14 protein-coding genes are annotated in these 14,684 nt (G+C 63.6%); 3 read left to right on the top strand and 11 right to left on the bottom strand.

Going from position 1 to position 14,684, the window contains the following annotated elements:
* Positions 1-39: 39 nt before the first annotated feature.
* The 11 genes from ACWEWT_RS24315 to ACWEWT_RS24365 all read right to left on the bottom strand — a co-directional run bounded on the left by ACWEWT_RS24315 (position 40) and on the right by ACWEWT_RS24365 (position 11,959).
* Positions 40-789, bottom strand: a complete 750-nt coding sequence (locus ACWEWT_RS24315) for an SDR family NAD(P)-dependent oxidoreductase (RefSeq protein WP_452562228.1) — start codon at positions 787-789, stop codon at positions 40-42.
* The gene (locus tag ACWEWT_RS24320; protein ID WP_452562230.1) at positions 786-1,967 is read right to left on the bottom strand and encodes an LLM class flavin-dependent oxidoreductase; all 1,182 of its coding nucleotides are present in this window, start codon (positions 1,965-1,967) and stop codon (positions 786-788) included. The genes ACWEWT_RS24315 and ACWEWT_RS24320 overlap by 4 nt, the downstream gene beginning before the upstream one ends.
* A 108-nt stretch (positions 1,968-2,075) precedes the next feature.
* Positions 2,076-2,396, bottom strand: coding sequence for a hypothetical protein (locus ACWEWT_RS24325; RefSeq protein ID WP_452562232.1), 321 nt, complete (start codon positions 2,394-2,396; stop codon positions 2,076-2,078).
* Between the two features lie 403 nt (positions 2,397-2,799).
* Positions 2,800-3,390: a TetR/AcrR family transcriptional regulator gene (locus tag ACWEWT_RS24330; RefSeq protein ID WP_452562234.1), complete on the bottom strand. Its 591-nt coding sequence runs from the start codon at positions 3,388-3,390 to the stop codon at positions 2,800-2,802.
* Positions 3,391-3,549: 159 nt separating this feature from the next.
* Positions 3,550-5,046: an aldehyde dehydrogenase family protein gene (locus ACWEWT_RS24335; protein ID WP_452562236.1), complete on the bottom strand. Its 1,497-nt coding sequence runs from the start codon at positions 5,044-5,046 to the stop codon at positions 3,550-3,552.
* Positions 5,043-5,879, bottom strand: coding sequence for an SDR family NAD(P)-dependent oxidoreductase (locus ACWEWT_RS24340; RefSeq protein ID WP_452562238.1), 837 nt, complete (start codon positions 5,877-5,879; stop codon positions 5,043-5,045). The genes ACWEWT_RS24335 and ACWEWT_RS24340 overlap by 4 nt, the downstream gene beginning before the upstream one ends.
* Before the next feature lie 2 nt (positions 5,880-5,881).
* Positions 5,882-7,495 (bottom strand): class I adenylate-forming enzyme family protein, encoded by a 1,614-nt coding sequence (locus tag ACWEWT_RS24345; protein ID WP_452562240.1) that lies wholly within the window; start codon positions 7,493-7,495, stop codon positions 5,882-5,884.
* 15 nt (positions 7,496-7,510) lie between these two features.
* Positions 7,511-9,025 carry an AMP-binding protein gene (locus tag ACWEWT_RS24350; protein ID WP_452562241.1) on the bottom strand — a complete coding sequence of 505 codons (1,515 nt, stop codon included), beginning with the start codon at positions 9,023-9,025 and terminating at the stop codon, positions 7,511-7,513.
* Positions 9,026-9,063: 38 nt separating this feature from the next.
* Complete coding sequence (locus ACWEWT_RS24355) at positions 9,064-10,218, bottom strand: LLM class flavin-dependent oxidoreductase (RefSeq protein WP_452562243.1); 1,155 nt, start codon at positions 10,216-10,218, stop codon at positions 9,064-9,066.
* 4 nt (positions 10,219-10,222) lie between these two features.
* The gene (locus tag ACWEWT_RS24360) at positions 10,223-11,137 is read right to left on the bottom strand and encodes an LLM class F420-dependent oxidoreductase (RefSeq protein WP_452562244.1); all 915 of its coding nucleotides are present in this window, start codon (positions 11,135-11,137) and stop codon (positions 10,223-10,225) included.
* A 57-nt stretch (positions 11,138-11,194) separates the two neighbouring features.
* On the bottom strand, positions 11,195-11,959 hold the full coding sequence (locus tag ACWEWT_RS24365) for a hypothetical protein (protein ID WP_452562245.1): 765 nt from the start codon (positions 11,957-11,959) through the stop codon (positions 11,195-11,197).
* Between the two features lie 198 nt (positions 11,960-12,157).
* Here ACWEWT_RS24365 and ACWEWT_RS24370 point away from each other — a divergent pair, with 198 nt between their 5' ends.
* The 3 genes from ACWEWT_RS24370 to ACWEWT_RS24380 all read left to right on the top strand — a co-directional run bounded on the left by ACWEWT_RS24370 (position 12,158) and on the right by ACWEWT_RS24380 (position 14,556).
* The gene (locus ACWEWT_RS24370; protein ID WP_452562246.1) at positions 12,158-13,309 is read left to right on the top strand and encodes a thiolase C-terminal domain-containing protein; all 1,152 of its coding nucleotides are present in this window, start codon (positions 12,158-12,160) and stop codon (positions 13,307-13,309) included.
* Positions 13,306-13,728 carry a Zn-ribbon domain-containing OB-fold protein gene (locus ACWEWT_RS24375; protein ID WP_452562247.1) on the top strand — a complete coding sequence of 141 codons (423 nt, stop codon included), beginning with the start codon at positions 13,306-13,308 and terminating at the stop codon, positions 13,726-13,728. Before ACWEWT_RS24370 ends, ACWEWT_RS24375 begins: the two co-directional genes overlap by 4 nt.
* Before the next feature lie 129 nt (positions 13,729-13,857).
* Complete coding sequence (locus ACWEWT_RS24380) at positions 13,858-14,556, top strand: TetR/AcrR family transcriptional regulator (RefSeq protein ID WP_452562248.1); 699 nt, start codon at positions 13,858-13,860, stop codon at positions 14,554-14,556.
* Positions 14,557-14,684 lie beyond the last annotated feature (128 nt).

The following is a 14,684-nucleotide window of genomic DNA, read 5'->3' on the forward strand; positions in this document are numbered from 1 at the left end:
ATCCAACCGCCCTTCTCGCTCGATCGCCCAACTTCTCCACTACCGGACACTTGTGACACCGCCGTCCACTATCAGGTCGGTGCCCGTGATGTAGGACGACTCATCCGACGCCAGAAAAACAGCAGCCTCCGCTATCTCGGAGGGCTCGCCGGCGCGTCGCAATGGCGTCGACGTCCAGTACTCCGGGTCGCGTTGCCGCTCTTCCGGGATGTTCCTGCCGAGCATCGGTCCGGTGACGGACCCAGGAATCAGGCAGTTGACCCTGATCTTCGAGGGCGACAACTCCGCTGCCGCGACACGGGTCAGTCCACGTAGCCCCCACTTGGTCATCCCGTAGACGGAATGACCGATATGTCCGACCACCCCGGCGGTGGACGAGATATTGATGATCGAACCGCCTCCCGAATCGATCATCGATGGACCGACTGTGCGAATGCCGAGAAATGCCCCCTTCAGGTTGACCGCGATCGTCTTGTCGAGAGACTCCTCCTGCTCTTCGAGCAGCGGGCCGGTCGAGTAGAGAGCAGCATTGTTCACAAGCACATCCAACCGGCTGTAACGCCAGCAGATATGGTCGACGGCCTGCCGCCAGGACTCGCCTTGGGAAACGTCGAGCGGAACGAACTCGATCGCGCCGCTTGATTCGTCGGCAACGGCCCGGCCTGCGGACTCGTTCACGTCGCCGATGACCACTCGTGCACCTTCGCGAACGAACGCGGCGGCCTCCGCGGCACCCTGCCCCTGTGCTCCGCCGGTAATGAGGGCGACCTTTCCCTTCAGCCTGCTCATACGGCCGCCACGGAGAACGGACGCTGTTCGATCGGCCGACGGAAGTAGGGAATCACATGTTCGCCCCATGCCTTGATGGTGGACATGCACACGTCCTGCGGCACGGTGCCCATCTGGATCAGGCAGAGCACCTCATCGACACCGATCCGCTCAAGCTCTTCGACGTACGAGATAGCCGCTGCCACATCACCATAAGCGTGGTTGACATTGAAGTTCGCTGCGGCCAGGGAACGTTCGGAATATTGCGGACGGTCGCCGCGGTCGAACGCGGCCTCCTCCGCGGCCGCTTTCGCGGTCATGTAGGCGATGTTGTCGTCATCGACAGTGTTACCCGAGGGCGGGTTCGCCCCACCCAGATGCCAGTAACCGATCGACTCACCGAAGAACCGCTGCCCACGGGCACCGATCTCTTTGGCTTGCTGCGCGTCGTCGAGCACGATGGTCGGGCACAGGGCAACGAAGAAGTCATTGACGACATCGGAGACGAGCTTCTTCCCATCACGGGCGGCGACTCGATCCCAGTAGAGTTTGTGCTGCATACGAACGCTGTCGAGCCCACCGAAGCCGAACACCAGCGCCCCGACACCCAGCTCCGCCGAATGCTCGACCGTAACCGGTTTGGTGCTCGCGAGAAACAATGGCGGGTGAGGCGTCTGCACCGGCCGGGGCAGGATACGCAGGGGCGAGTTCCCCTCCGGTGCCTGGATATCGAGTAGTTCACCGTGGTACTCGAAATCGTCGGATCGCCACGCCGTCGCAACGATGCGCAAAGCTTCTTCGACCTGGGCTGCGGTCTCTGCCGGGTCCACATTGCACAGGGCCGCTTCCTGCAGAGTGCCGCCCCGCGCCGCGCCCAGATTCAGGCGTCCGCCGGAGAGGACGTCGAGCATCGCGGCACGCTCGGCGACCCGAGTCGGGTAGTTGAAGTTGAACGGCATGCATACCGCACCATGGCCGATGCGGATCCTCGACGTCTTCGCCGCGACCGTGGCAAGGAACAGTTCGGGCGCGGACATGTGGGAGTAGTGCTCCAGCCCGTGGTGTTCGACGGCCCAGATCCCGTCGAATCCCATCTCCTCCGCGTAGACAGCCTGCTCGATCGAGTCCAGGTAGGTCTGGCGCTCCTTCTCTGGGGTCGGATCCGCGATCTGCGCTTCGAAGATCATGGAAAACTTCACCTTGGGCTCCTTCCTCTGCGCTTAACCTAGCGCTTGTTCATTTAATACACACAGGTTTGGGTAGATTTGCCCGACGAATCGGGAAAAGCGGGAGCGGGCGGACCGCGCCTATCGCGGACGAAGACTGCGACCGGCCGCGGCAAGAACCTCGACGCGCCTGCCCAACAGGCTCAGACTCGATGCCAGCGTGGTGTCACGGAACTGTGCACCGACCGGGCGCCAGTCGATGGCCGTTCGCATCCGGTCCACGAACAGCCCGGTCCCGACCACATACCCCCCGAGATCGCGCGCCAGCTCACCGAACCGCCGGATCTCGATCGCGGCAGTTCGCGCATCGTCGCCGACGACGATCAAGCCCACAGGACTGCCCGCCACCTGATCGGCACGGCCGGGACCGACCAGAGCGCACCGCAGCTCCTCGATCGACATTGCAGGATCGGCAGATCGCAGGATGCAGACGACGCCGCGGGCACCCTCCGCCGAATCGACAGAGGAGCCCCGGCGACGATCCGCACGCAAGCCGTCGAGAACTGCGTACCGAGCGGCATCCACCACGGATCGGCCGGTCACCGTACCCGGAGGACCATAGATTCGCACCGACATGCATCCCGACTCGCACGACTCCCCGCGCCAAGCACCGACTACCGGCGAGCGCAGGGTGGAAAGCCCCGATAAGGACGGGGCGGCCAGGTGGGAAACGGGGCAAGGAAGGGTGGGGCGGTCAAGCTCCGAACGAACAGACATCTGCGTCGTCCTCCAGAAGTGGGGCAGTACCCACATGTAACCGTAGTCACACGATCCAGTCAAGAGACACTGAGTCCACTGAAATTTTTCAGATCGGTCGGCCCGAACCCTCGAGGGCGGCTACCCACATCGCGACCAGCACTTCTATCGCCTCGTGCAGGTCCAGCTTCGAATAACGCCCGGACCACTGGGCGAACAGGTTCTCCAGTTGAGAGAACGTCAGCATTCCCCGGATCTGCGCTTGCTCCGGGCTCCATTTGCCTGTGGCCATCAGGGCCTGGGCGATTCGCTCGGTCTGGAAGTCGAATCTCTCGGCGCGGCGGTCCGCGATCTCCGGTTCGATCGCCGCTGCCTCGGCGACGACGACCGAGAGCTCTCTGGTCGATTCCCACACTCCGACAGTGACGCCGAGCCAGCGGCGCACAGCCTCAGGCGTAGCATCCACCACCACCGCAGGTAGTTCATCGAACGTATCTTGGTACAAGCGATCCAGGTCATCGAGGATGGCGGTGACGATCGACACCTTGGATTTGTAGTGCAGATAGAAAGTTGCCCGTGTCGCGCCGGCCTCGTTGGTGATGTCGGCAATCGAGGTGGATCGATAGCCGTTGTTCACAAAACAGGCAATGGCAGCATCCATCAATCGCGAACGTGTGATCTCTTTCTGCACGTCGCGCATATTTCGTCGTGACTCCCCCGCCATCATCGACCCTTTCAACACGATGCCGTTTCGTCGTGATCACTGTAGTCCAGCGTGACGGGACATAATTGTCCGCGGTACAGCCGTCGCGTCAGCGACAGACGCGGCCGAACTGTACATCGCGGCCCGGTGGCAGGATCACCCCTGCTCGATCCACACGCTCTTGTTCTCCAGCCACTCGTTCAATGTGGTAGGCCCGTTGGAGGTCCCGACACCACTGGCCTTCTGCCCTCCGAACGGTAGTGCCCAGTGCAGACGACGGTACGTGTTGACCCACACGGTTCCGGCCTCCAGCCGGTGGATCATCCGATGTGCCAGCGGAAGGTTCTGCGTCCACACTCCTGCTGCCAAGCCGTAATCACTGTCGTTGGCAATCTGTATCGCCTGTTCCTCCGAGCCGAACGGTATCGCCACGGCTACAGGACCGAATATTTCCTCTCGACAGACACCTAGACCACTGTCCTCGGTCACGAACAGGGTGGGTTCGATGAAGTAACCTTCTGCGTAATCACTGCCCGGCGGGAACAGATCCCGGCCCGAGCGTCCACCGAAGACAAGCCGCGCACCCTCGGCCCTCGCCGACTCCAGGTATCCCTTGACCTTGTCGAACTGGCCGTCGAAGGCGACCGGACCCATATCGGTGGCCGCGTCGAGCGGATTACCGAGCACCATCGCAGTCGCCCGCGTCTTCACCTTGTCGATGAACTCGTCGAACACCGATTCCTGCACAAGGATCCGAGATCCGGCGATACACGCCTGCCCCGCACTGGCGGTGAAGATACCGGATGTGACGCCGTCGGCGGCAGACTCGAGATCAGCGTCCGCGAAGACGATATTCGGCGACTTCCCGCCGAGCTCGAGGCTCAACGATTTGATATTGGAGGCCGAAACTTCTGTGATCCGGCGGCCCGTCGCTGTCGACCCGGTGAAACTGATCTTACGAACACCTGGATGGCGAACCAGCGCCTCCCCTGCCGTCCGGCCCTCGCCGGTCACGATATTCACCACACCGGCGGGCAGTTCGGTTTTCGTAAACAATTGAGCGGCAGCGAGAATCGAGGCGGAAGCACGTTCAGGCGGCTTCACCACCACAGTGTTGCCCGCGGCGAGCGCAGCCGACACCTTGGCGAGAAACATCGCCAAGGGCGCATTCCACGGGATGATCAGCCCCACTACTCCGTAAGGTTCGCGCAGCGAATAGGTCGTCGCACCCCCGGATATATTCACGGTGTCACCGCAAATGGTCTCGGCGAGGCCGGCGTGGTACTCGATCTGCTGGATCGCGCCTGCGACAGCCGGTTCGGCTTCACGTCGCGGGCGGCCGTTGTCGGTAGCGTCGATCCGCCACAACTCTGCCTGATACTCCCGCACGACAGCCGCCCAGGACCTCAGCACCGCGGCCCGCTCGGCTGCCGACCGGCTACGCCAGCCGTCCATCGCGGACTGTGCAGATTCGACCGCAGCGTCGATATCCGCTGCTTCACCGTCGGGTATGCGCGCCCATATGCGCCCGGACGCTGGATCGACGCTGTCGATCCAGCGTCCATTCTCTGCGGGACACAGCTTTCCGCCGATGAATTGGAGAAACTCTTCCGGCTGTCGGTGACCGGGCATCGGGTTCCCTTCGGTGTTCATGCCGTCGTGCGGGCAGCGGTACCGGCGTTCACGTCGAGTATCGTTCCCGTGATATGGGGGGTGTTCGGGCCGATGAGGAACATCACCGCGGCGGTGATCTCCTCCGGTTCCAACAACGCGATGGGCTGGAGATGATGCTCCATCAGTGCAGGTGCGACGTCATCCCACACCGGGTTCGCAAGATCGGGGCGCATCGCTCGATACAGGGCGGGGTTGTGCACCATGGCGGTCGATGTGTTCCCGGGCGCCACGCCGTTCACATTGATCCCGAACGGCGCCAAGTCCTGCGCGGCCGCCTTCACCAAGCCGATGACGCCCCATTTGGACGCCACGTAGGGCACTGATCCAGGAACGGCGGTTCTGCCTTGGTTCGACGCGGTAACCACAATCCGCCCGTAGCCTTGTTCGATCATCTGAGGGGAGGCCGCACGGAGGCTGTTGAACACTCCGGTGAGATTGGACCCGATGACCTCGTCCCATACCGCAGCATCCGCGTCCTGAATGGAACCGCCGCCGTGCACACCAGCGTTGGCCAACAACACGTCCAGCCGCCCGAAGCGGTCGACCACAGTCGATATCGCGGAGCGCGTCTGCTCGTGGTCACCGACATCGCATATCAAACCGAGGGCGCGGACACCGCGTTCACGTACGAGATCCTCGGTCTCCCGGAGATCGGCTTCGGTGGCCTGCTGATATTTGATCGCCGGCACATCGGAGCATCGGTCGATAAGGACAACGTCGGCACCCTGATCGGCAACAGCGAGCGCATGCGACCGCCCCTGCCCACGGGCGCCTCCCGTGATCACCACTACCTGCCCGTCGAGGAAACCCATTGCTACACCTCGGTATTCTCGTCCACGGCGGCAACGAGACCGCCGAACCGGTCGGCCAGTACTCGCCGGAGTAGTTTTCCGCGGCCGCCCGAGCCGTCGTTCGCGTGCGGAAGCTCCTCGGCAACAACCACGCGGTCGGGCACCGCAGCCGGCGGGAGGGTGGAGCGCAGTGCCGCGCCGATCTCGCCCGCGTCCAGCTCCACCCCGGCTGCCGGTGAGATAACCAGGAGAATCCCCATCTCCCCGTTCGCTCCGGGGAGACCTACCGCTCCCGCTTCGCCGACACCCGCCAGGCGAGCGGCGGCTTCCTCCACCTGCGCGGGCATGATCAAAGCGCCGGCTCGCTCGATCGCATCGCTGCGCCGTCCCAGTACCGTGAGTCGTCCGTCGTCGTCGATTGATCCGACGTCGCCGCCGGTGAACCAGCCGTCGTGCAGAACCTCGGCTGTCGCCTCCGGCTGGCCGTCGTAGCCGGCCATCACGTGTGGGCCACGCAATTGAATCGCGCCGACCCGGTTTCGTATCGAACGGCCGTCCTGATCGACCACACGGACCGCGCCGTCGGAGCGGCTCCACCCTACGACACCCTCGGGAAGGTCTCCCTCGTCGCGCCGGCCGATCACGCTGTACGGGGCCTCTGTCTGACCGAAGTAGCCGTAGAGCGCCAGTCCGGGCAGACGTGCGGTGATCTTGCTCTGCAAGGAGGGCAGCAAGGGCTCGCCCCCGAGCATGGCAACGCGCAACGTTGCGAGATCGGCCTCCTCCTGCCCGGGAGTCGACAGGAGCTCGGTGAAGAAGCTGGGTGTCACGCTGATATGGGTGATGCCCTCATCGGCGATTGTGTGCAGCGCGTGTGCCGGCGCGAAGCTGTCTTCGAGCACCAGGCGCATTCCGGCGGCGATGGCCGGTGCCGCGACGGCGATGAACCCGACGCCCCAGATGATAGGACCGGTTCCGAGAGCGGCACCGCGCCAGGCGGGTACATCACGCCATAGCGACTGAGCAATGGCAAGGCCGGACGCATGCGTGTACCGAACGGCTTTCGGTAATCCTGTCGTGCCCGACGTGAAGAACAGCGCCAGCAGGTCGTCTCCACCTGCTCCAAGCGGTGGTTCGTCATCCGAAGCTGCGCTGACCATCGGGGCAAGATCGATGGACTCATCGTTGCTACCCCCGGCCCCTACCCGTATCCACCGCTGGATCCGGGGCAATCTGGTACGAATTTCGCCGACCAGACCGTCGAACTTTTCGTCGTAGAGGAAGGCCGTGGCCTCGATCCGGGACACGATCTGGGCCAGCGTGTCATGGGTCCAATAGGGATTGAGGGCGCACAGCACCGTGCCGATCTTCATCTGCGCCAGGTAGTTTTCCGCGACCGACAGCGTCGAGTCGAGGAGCGTAGCAACACGATCACCCGGCACGACTCCGGACGCGAGTAACGCGTTGCCCACCTTGTTGACGCGCCGATCGAGATCGGCATAGGTGAGCTGCTGCCCGCCACGATAGGTCAATGCGGGCGCGTCAGGGGCTCGAAGGCTCTGTGTGGACAGCAGCGCAGCGCCGAAGTTGGAGTACGGGGATTTCACGTCGGTTTCGCCTGTTCTTGCCGAATTCATAGGATTGCAGCGGAGCTATCGAGACCCGGGGTAGCCGCCACCGCCGAAGTCCTTGTCCAGGGCGTCGTAGTCGGGGACGAATCCTCGCCGTGGGATCGCGTCGGTGAAGTCGATCGATCGTGGCTTTTTGTACGAGGCGATGAGCCCACGGACATGGGCGATCAGTTCGGCCTCGGATACGTCCGTCCCCGGTTCCTTGACGACTACCGCGTGGACGGCTTGACCCCACTCGTCGTCGGGACGCCCGATCACCGCCGCTACCGAAACGCCGGGATGCGTCGAAAGGGCTCGCTCGACTTCGGCCGGGTAGATGTTCTCGCCGCCGGATTTGATCATTCGCAGCTTCGGGCCGATGAACGAAAGCGTCCCGTCTTCTTCTCGTCGGCCGAGGTCACCGGTATGGAACCAGCCACCACGAAACTTCTCGGCATCGAGTTCCGGCCGATTGTAGTAGCCGGTCAGAAGATGAGAACCGCGAGCGATGATCTCACCGATCTGGCCGTCGACCACGTCGTGGTCATCGGGGTCGACGATCCGGACCTGCATCAAGGGGCTCGGGCGTCCGTGGCTACCTTCGCCGCCGATTCCCAGCGCGTGGTAGGTGAGCATGCCCCCAACTTCTGTCTGACCGTAGCCGTACTCCGACCGCCCCCAGGGACTGACGTCTGCCGTGGTCATCTCGTTCCATGCCGGTTCCGCCGGAGCGAACCTCAAACTGGAAAGGTCGTAACGACCATCGCTGTTCGCCTCCACCAGTTGGTTGATCATCGCGGGAAACAGCATGGCGCCCTGACATTTCTCGCGCTCGATGAGTTCGCAGGCCAGGCCCGGGTCGAAGCGCCGGAGAACGACATTGGTTCCTCCGGTCAGCAGTGTCGCAGTCGCGAACATCATCGTGCCGACGTGGAACAGCGGACCGCTGTCGAGGAAAACGAAGCCTTCCTCGATCTGCCGCTGAACAGCAAGAACCGCGCCGTGTGCGATGAGGGCACGCTGCGACAGGAGGGCACCGTTGGGACGGCCGTCGAACGCCGCGGTGTAGAGCAGGAGCACGGGGTCCCGCTCTTCCACCTCGTCGGCTCGATACCGCGCCGACGACGCGGACAACCAGGGTTCGTACTCATCGTCGCTGTTGTCGGTGCAACGGATCCACCGGCCATGACCTCCGGATGTTCGATCCGGTTCGACGCTGCACACATCCGGATCCCAGAGCACCATCGTCGGCTGGAGGTCGCCGAGGATGAACTGCAGTTCATCGGCACTCTGCCGCCAGTTCGCGGGGCACAGGATCGCACCGACCTTGGCCGCGGCGACCAGTAGCTCCAATACACGGTAGGAGTTCTCGCCGATCCACAGGATGCGGTCACCGCGACCGACTCCCTCGTCGGCCAATGCACCGGCCAGTAGGTCGGTCCGGGTGTCCAGCTCACCGTAGGTCAGGTGCCATTTGCCATCGACGACCGCGGTTCGCCGGCTCCGGCTTCGCCGGTGTTCACGGACGACGTCGGCGAGGGTGAGCTCTGTAGACACGGGATGCGCCTTTCGGTGAGAATGCTGCGAGGCGGGCGTCAGCGGAATGCCGGGATGACTTCCTTGGCGAAGAAGGTGATCGCTTTCGCCAGGTCTTCGAACGGGATGTGCCGGGTGCTGCCGAAGTCGCACATGAGATGGTTGAACCCGAATTCCTGGAGCATCGCGATCTGGCCGATCACGCGTTCGGGATCGCCGATCACCTCCAGTTGCTCCCAGCGGAAATCATTGCCGACCTGTCCGCCCTTCAGATAGCGGCCCTCCCAGAATTCGAAGCCCTTGGCAACCTGTCCAGTTTTCGAGTCGATCGGCGCGCTCTTCTCGTTGAAGATCCGTGACCGGTCGAAACTCGCCTCGAAATGAGCTTGGTCGGCTTTCGCCTGCTCGACCGTCGGCGCGAGCCAGACGGCTCGTGAGACAACCAGATCGGTTGCCGCAGTATCGTGACCGGCTTCCTCGGCGATGCGATGCCAGTTGTCCGCGGCGCCGTGGACCTTCTTGAAGGGGGCGGCAGGGTCCGCAAGAATCGGGAGGCCGCGGCGAGCGTATCGTTCGACGGTCTCGGGACTCACTGCGGCGACGTAGATCGGCGGATGCGGTTTCTGCAGCGGCTTCGGGGTCAGAGACGCCTCACCGGTTCGGTAGTAGCGACCGTCGAACTGGAACGGGTCCTGCGTCCACATGCCGGTGATCAGGTCGAGTCCCTCGTCGAACCGGTCACGCGCTTCGGCAAGGTCCATGCCGAAGCCTTCGAATTCGACACTCTGGTACCCCCGGCCGAGACCGAGATCGACTCGGCCGTTCGACAACAGGTCGAGCTGCGCTGCTTGCTCGGCCACGTGCAAGGGATTGTGCAGCGGCAGTACTACCACGCCGGTGCCGAGGCGAAGCTTCTCGGTGCGAGCGGCGAGGTAGCCGAGCATGGTGAAGATGCTCGGCACAGTTCCGTAGTCACGGAAGTGGTGTTCCGATACCCAGACGCCATCGAACCCGAGGTCCTCGAGCAGGTCCGCGACCCGAAGGTTGTAATCGTAGACCTCTTTGATCGACCGATTGCGATCGGGGCGATGGAACAGCAGAAACGTGGAGAACTTCATGGGCCGGTGGCCGACCTGAGCGTTCATATGTTCTAACCTCTCGATGGCCGCGCCGCCATCGGGCGCTGTATTGCCTGAATGGATGAATGTCGGCACTCCACTACCGGTGGATCACCAACTTGCCGAAAATCTCGATGGACTCCAGCAGGGAGTCTCGATCGGTCCCCGAGAACGGGACCGACAGCCAATCGACTCCGATACTCGTGTACTTGGCCACCTCGTCACCGAGATGGGCGAAGGATTCGTGGTCCGGGGTGTCGGTCATGCGCATACCGAACGGAACGAAGCAGACATCGGGTCGATCACGTCCCATGGAGTCGGCCAAGGAGCCCATGTAGTCGATCCGGCTTGCCAGGTCGTCATACGTCTCGATCCCTGGTGTTCGAGTGAGTTTGGCGACCCGCGCGGGCTGCGGCATAGGCATCCACCCCTGACCGAATTCCAGAGTCCGCCGGATGGCCCGTTTACTGTTGCCGCCGAACCAGATCGGTGGATGCGGCCGCTGGACAGGGGTCGGCTGCATCGTGTGCTCGGCCACCAGGAAAGGTGGCTCGTCGATCGATACCGATTCACCGGTCCAGGCCAGCTTCATGAGCCGCAGAGCCTGGTCGGTCCGGTCACCACGGTTCTCGAAGTCCAGCCCGAGTGCCTGGAACTCCGAACGGAGGTAGCCGACCGCCGTACCGAATATCACTCGACCCCCGGACAGTACGTCCAAACTCGTGACAGATCGAGCGGTGAGGAACGGGTTCCGGTACGGCAGGACCATCACATTGGTCAACAGCCTGATCCGGTCTGTGGCCGCCGCGGCGAACGAAAGGGCGACCATCGGGTCCAGTGCCTGGTGACCACCGCCGGCCAACCACTTGTCCTGTGGGAAGGGATGGTCGGTCACGGCAACAGCGTCGAACCCGGCCCGTTCGGCCGCACGGGCGACCTCGGCGACCGCTTCAGCGGTGAGAAACTCGTCGGGGCGATCCGTCTGATCGGTCGGTAGCCCGAGAACGTAACGCATGTCCTGCCCACTCCTTCCGCTGACGCGGCATCTGCTTCGGCGACGTCGGTATCAGCACTATTCGGGCGCCAGGACCGAACCGGGGAAGGGGGCCAGCAACGTCTCCCGCCACGGCCCGTCGAGGTACTGCCGTGCCGTCTTGCGCCACTCCAGCAGGCGAGGATCCGCTTTCGCCTCGGCGTCCAGTCCGGCCGCGGCGTCGTACGCACGTTGCGTCTCCAGGTGACTGTCGAGGTCGGTTCCCCAGAAGACCGCTACCTCGGTATCGGAAAGCATCACTTCGTACAGCCCGACCAGCCGGTGCCCGTGGTCCGCCAGAATCGGCTCTCGCTCTTCACGGACCGCAGCCAGATAATCGAGCGCCGCGCCCGGGCGGACCCGCGCGACCTCGTGCAGGAAGAACGGTGCGCCGTATCCTTCGGCGCGCAGTGCCTGAAGGTCGGGCGTGCCCTGGACTGCACCCAGCGGGCGGGAGAACGCCTTGAAGCGGAGGTTGTCGATGGTCGACAGGAACAACTGTGGTTTGACACCCTCGTAGATCTCCAGCTGCTGGCGCCAGCCGCCATCCCATCCGCCATGGCAGTCCCACAGGGTTACCGCTTTGAACTGCTCATGCCCTGTAATCCCGATGGCATAGAAAGCACCGATGAGGTCGATGGCCCGGGAACGCACCGAATGGCCCGTGGTGAGCTCCGCGGCCTCGTCACCCCGCTGCTCGTCTTCCTTCTTGTAGTCGACCAGCCACTGGAGATACTCGCGCGGGTTCGTGGAGTTCATCGGGTGGAAGTAAACCTCTTCCATGAGGTAGATACCGCGTGCCACGTCCTATCCTTCCGGTTAAGCAATCGCTTGTTCAAATATAGACTACGACTGCGCCGCGACCACGTCAATCGCCGCGGCGGCATACGTTGACACCAGCCCGGATCGCCCGTAGTTTCCAAAACCAATCAATCGCTCAAATAACCGTGCGAGCATCGCACGTGGCGTGCCACCGGGGCCGACGACCATGGGAGAGCAAGGATGCGCGACCGGACAGCCATTGCCGGAGTGGGCTGGACACCCTACTCGAGAAACTCGGGGGTCAGCACACTGGAACTGGCCCTCCGCGCTATCACCTCCGCGCTGGAGGACGCGGGCCTGCAGCGAAGTGAGATCGACGGCCTGGTGACGCACAGCGTCGGCGACGCCGTCCCGGCTTCGGCGGTCGCACATTGCCTCGGAGTCGACGACCCACACTTCCTGCTGGATGTCACCGGTGGCGGCAGCATGTCGACCGCCGTTGTCGGCGCAGCGGCCATGGCAGTGGCGACCGGCCAGGCAGAGGTCGTCGTATGCTGGCGCGCACTCAACGCGCGCTCGGAGTTCAGGATGGGTGGAACCGGCAGGGCCGCACCGACTCTGGTCGAATTCCAATATCAGGTGCCGTACGGGCTGGTCGCGCCGCCACAACAGTATGCGCTCGTCGCCAGGTCCTACATGGACCGCTCGGGAGCAACATCAGAGGATTTGGGGCGTGTGGCAGTCACCCAGCGCTCGCACGCGCGCCTGAACCCGCGCGCCATGATGACCGCACCGTTGTCTATGGAGCAGTATCTCGAGTCGCGGTACATCAGTGACCCGCTCCGCCTGTACGACTGCTGCCTCGAAACAGATGCCGGCGTCGCCCTAGTCGTGGTGTCCGCCGAGCGTGCGCGTGACCTACGCAAGGCACCGGTTCTGATCAGTGCCGCCACAACCGGGGGCGGGCACAGTTTGTTCTCCGGAGGGCGCACCGACTACTCGACCAGCGCCGCGTACGAGATGGCACCACGGCTGTACGCGCGAGCCGGGATCGGCCCGGAGGAGATCGACGTGGCCGAGCTCTACGACGCGTTCACCCCATTGGTCCTCATGCAATTGGAGGACTACCGGCTCACGCCCCGGAACGAGGCTCCCGCGATGGTGGCATCCGGAGCGACGAGCCTCACCGGCAGCCTGCCGGTGAACACTCATGGCGGTCACCTCTCCGAGGGGTACGTGCATGGGCTGAACCACGTTGTCGAGGCGGTACTACAGCTGCGGGGTGACGCAGCCGGTCGACAGGTCCCGGACGCACGCACCGCGCTGTGCACCGGCCAACCCGGATATGTATCAGGCGTGACGTCTGCGGTGATCTTGAGAGGTGAGCGATGACCAGCCCGTTCGGCGACCGGGATTCTCGGGATTGGTGGCAGGGCCTACAGGACAGGCAGCTCCGGCTCCAGCACTGCCGGGATTGCTCGGCATACCGGTGGGCGCCGCGGGCGATGTGCAACGAATGCGGATCCTTCGCCTGGGAATGGAGCTCCGTCCACGGCTCGGCCACAATTGTGAGCTGGACCCGGTCCAGGCGTGCCTACACGCCAGGGCACGAGCCGCCCTACATCGTGGTGCTCGTCCGCCTCGAGGCCGCTCCCAATGTGCTGATGGTCGGCGGCTGGAACAGTGACGATATAGAGGGCAAGATCGCAGTCGGGTTACCGGTCGTTCCGAGCTTTGTCGAAATCGGCACGACACACGACGGCCCCGGTACTCTTGTGCACTGGACACCGGCCATAGGCACAAGCGCTTGACCAACCTGGGTGCATACTAGGGATATGGCAGGAAAAACGCGCACTAGGACGTCCGCCAAAGGCGCCCGGGATCGCCGGTCGGATCGGCGATCGGTGAATGGCGCTTCACACTCGGAGCGCCGCAAAGCGATGCTCGATATCGCCGCCGACTTATTCGCCGAGCAGGGCTTCCGCTCGACCACGGTCCGGCAGATCGGCGATGCAGCCGGCGTGTTGTCGGGGAGCCTGTATCACCACTTCGATTCCAAGGAAGCCATCCTCGACGAGATTCTTTCGGCCTACTTCGACAGCCTGATGGACTCCTATCGCAAGGTCGCGGCAGAGAACAGCAACCCGGCCGACGCACTGCGCGAGTTGGTGCGAACAGCGTTCGAGTCGCTCGACGAGCATCGGGCAGCGATCACCGTGGTGCAGAACGAACGGACCTACATGAACCAGTTCCCACGGTTCAGCTATGTCGCCGACGCCGAGGCAGAGGTACGCAACCTGTGGATGAAGGTGATCGAGGACGGTGTCGCCGCCGGAGTATTCCGCGACGACCTCGATACCTCCATCGCCTACCGCTTCATGCGCGATTCGCTCTGGGTCGCTGTGCGCTGGTTCACCCCGTCCGGGCGGCTGTCCGCGGACCAACTGGCCGACCAGTATCTCAAACTCGTGGTCAAAGGGCTGGAAGTCCGCGAGGGTACAAGCAGCGAATTACCCACTAAGGTGTTGCCGAAGCCCCCGCAAGCAGCAGGCGAACAAGCCGCCAAGGCACCGGCATCCCCCTCGAAGCCTTCGACCAAAGGCCTCGCCGGCCTCACCTGGGTTCCCAACGAGGCCTGAACGAGCGCAGCATCACGACATCCGATACTGCGGCAGCCCGGCGCATTCAAGTGCCGGGCTGCTGTCGGTTCGGGCCGAAAACGCCACCATGCTCCGGGTAACGGCCCAGCATCCGAATCCGAATCCGA

It is taken from the genome of Nocardia sp. NPDC003963 (assembly GCF_053605105.1).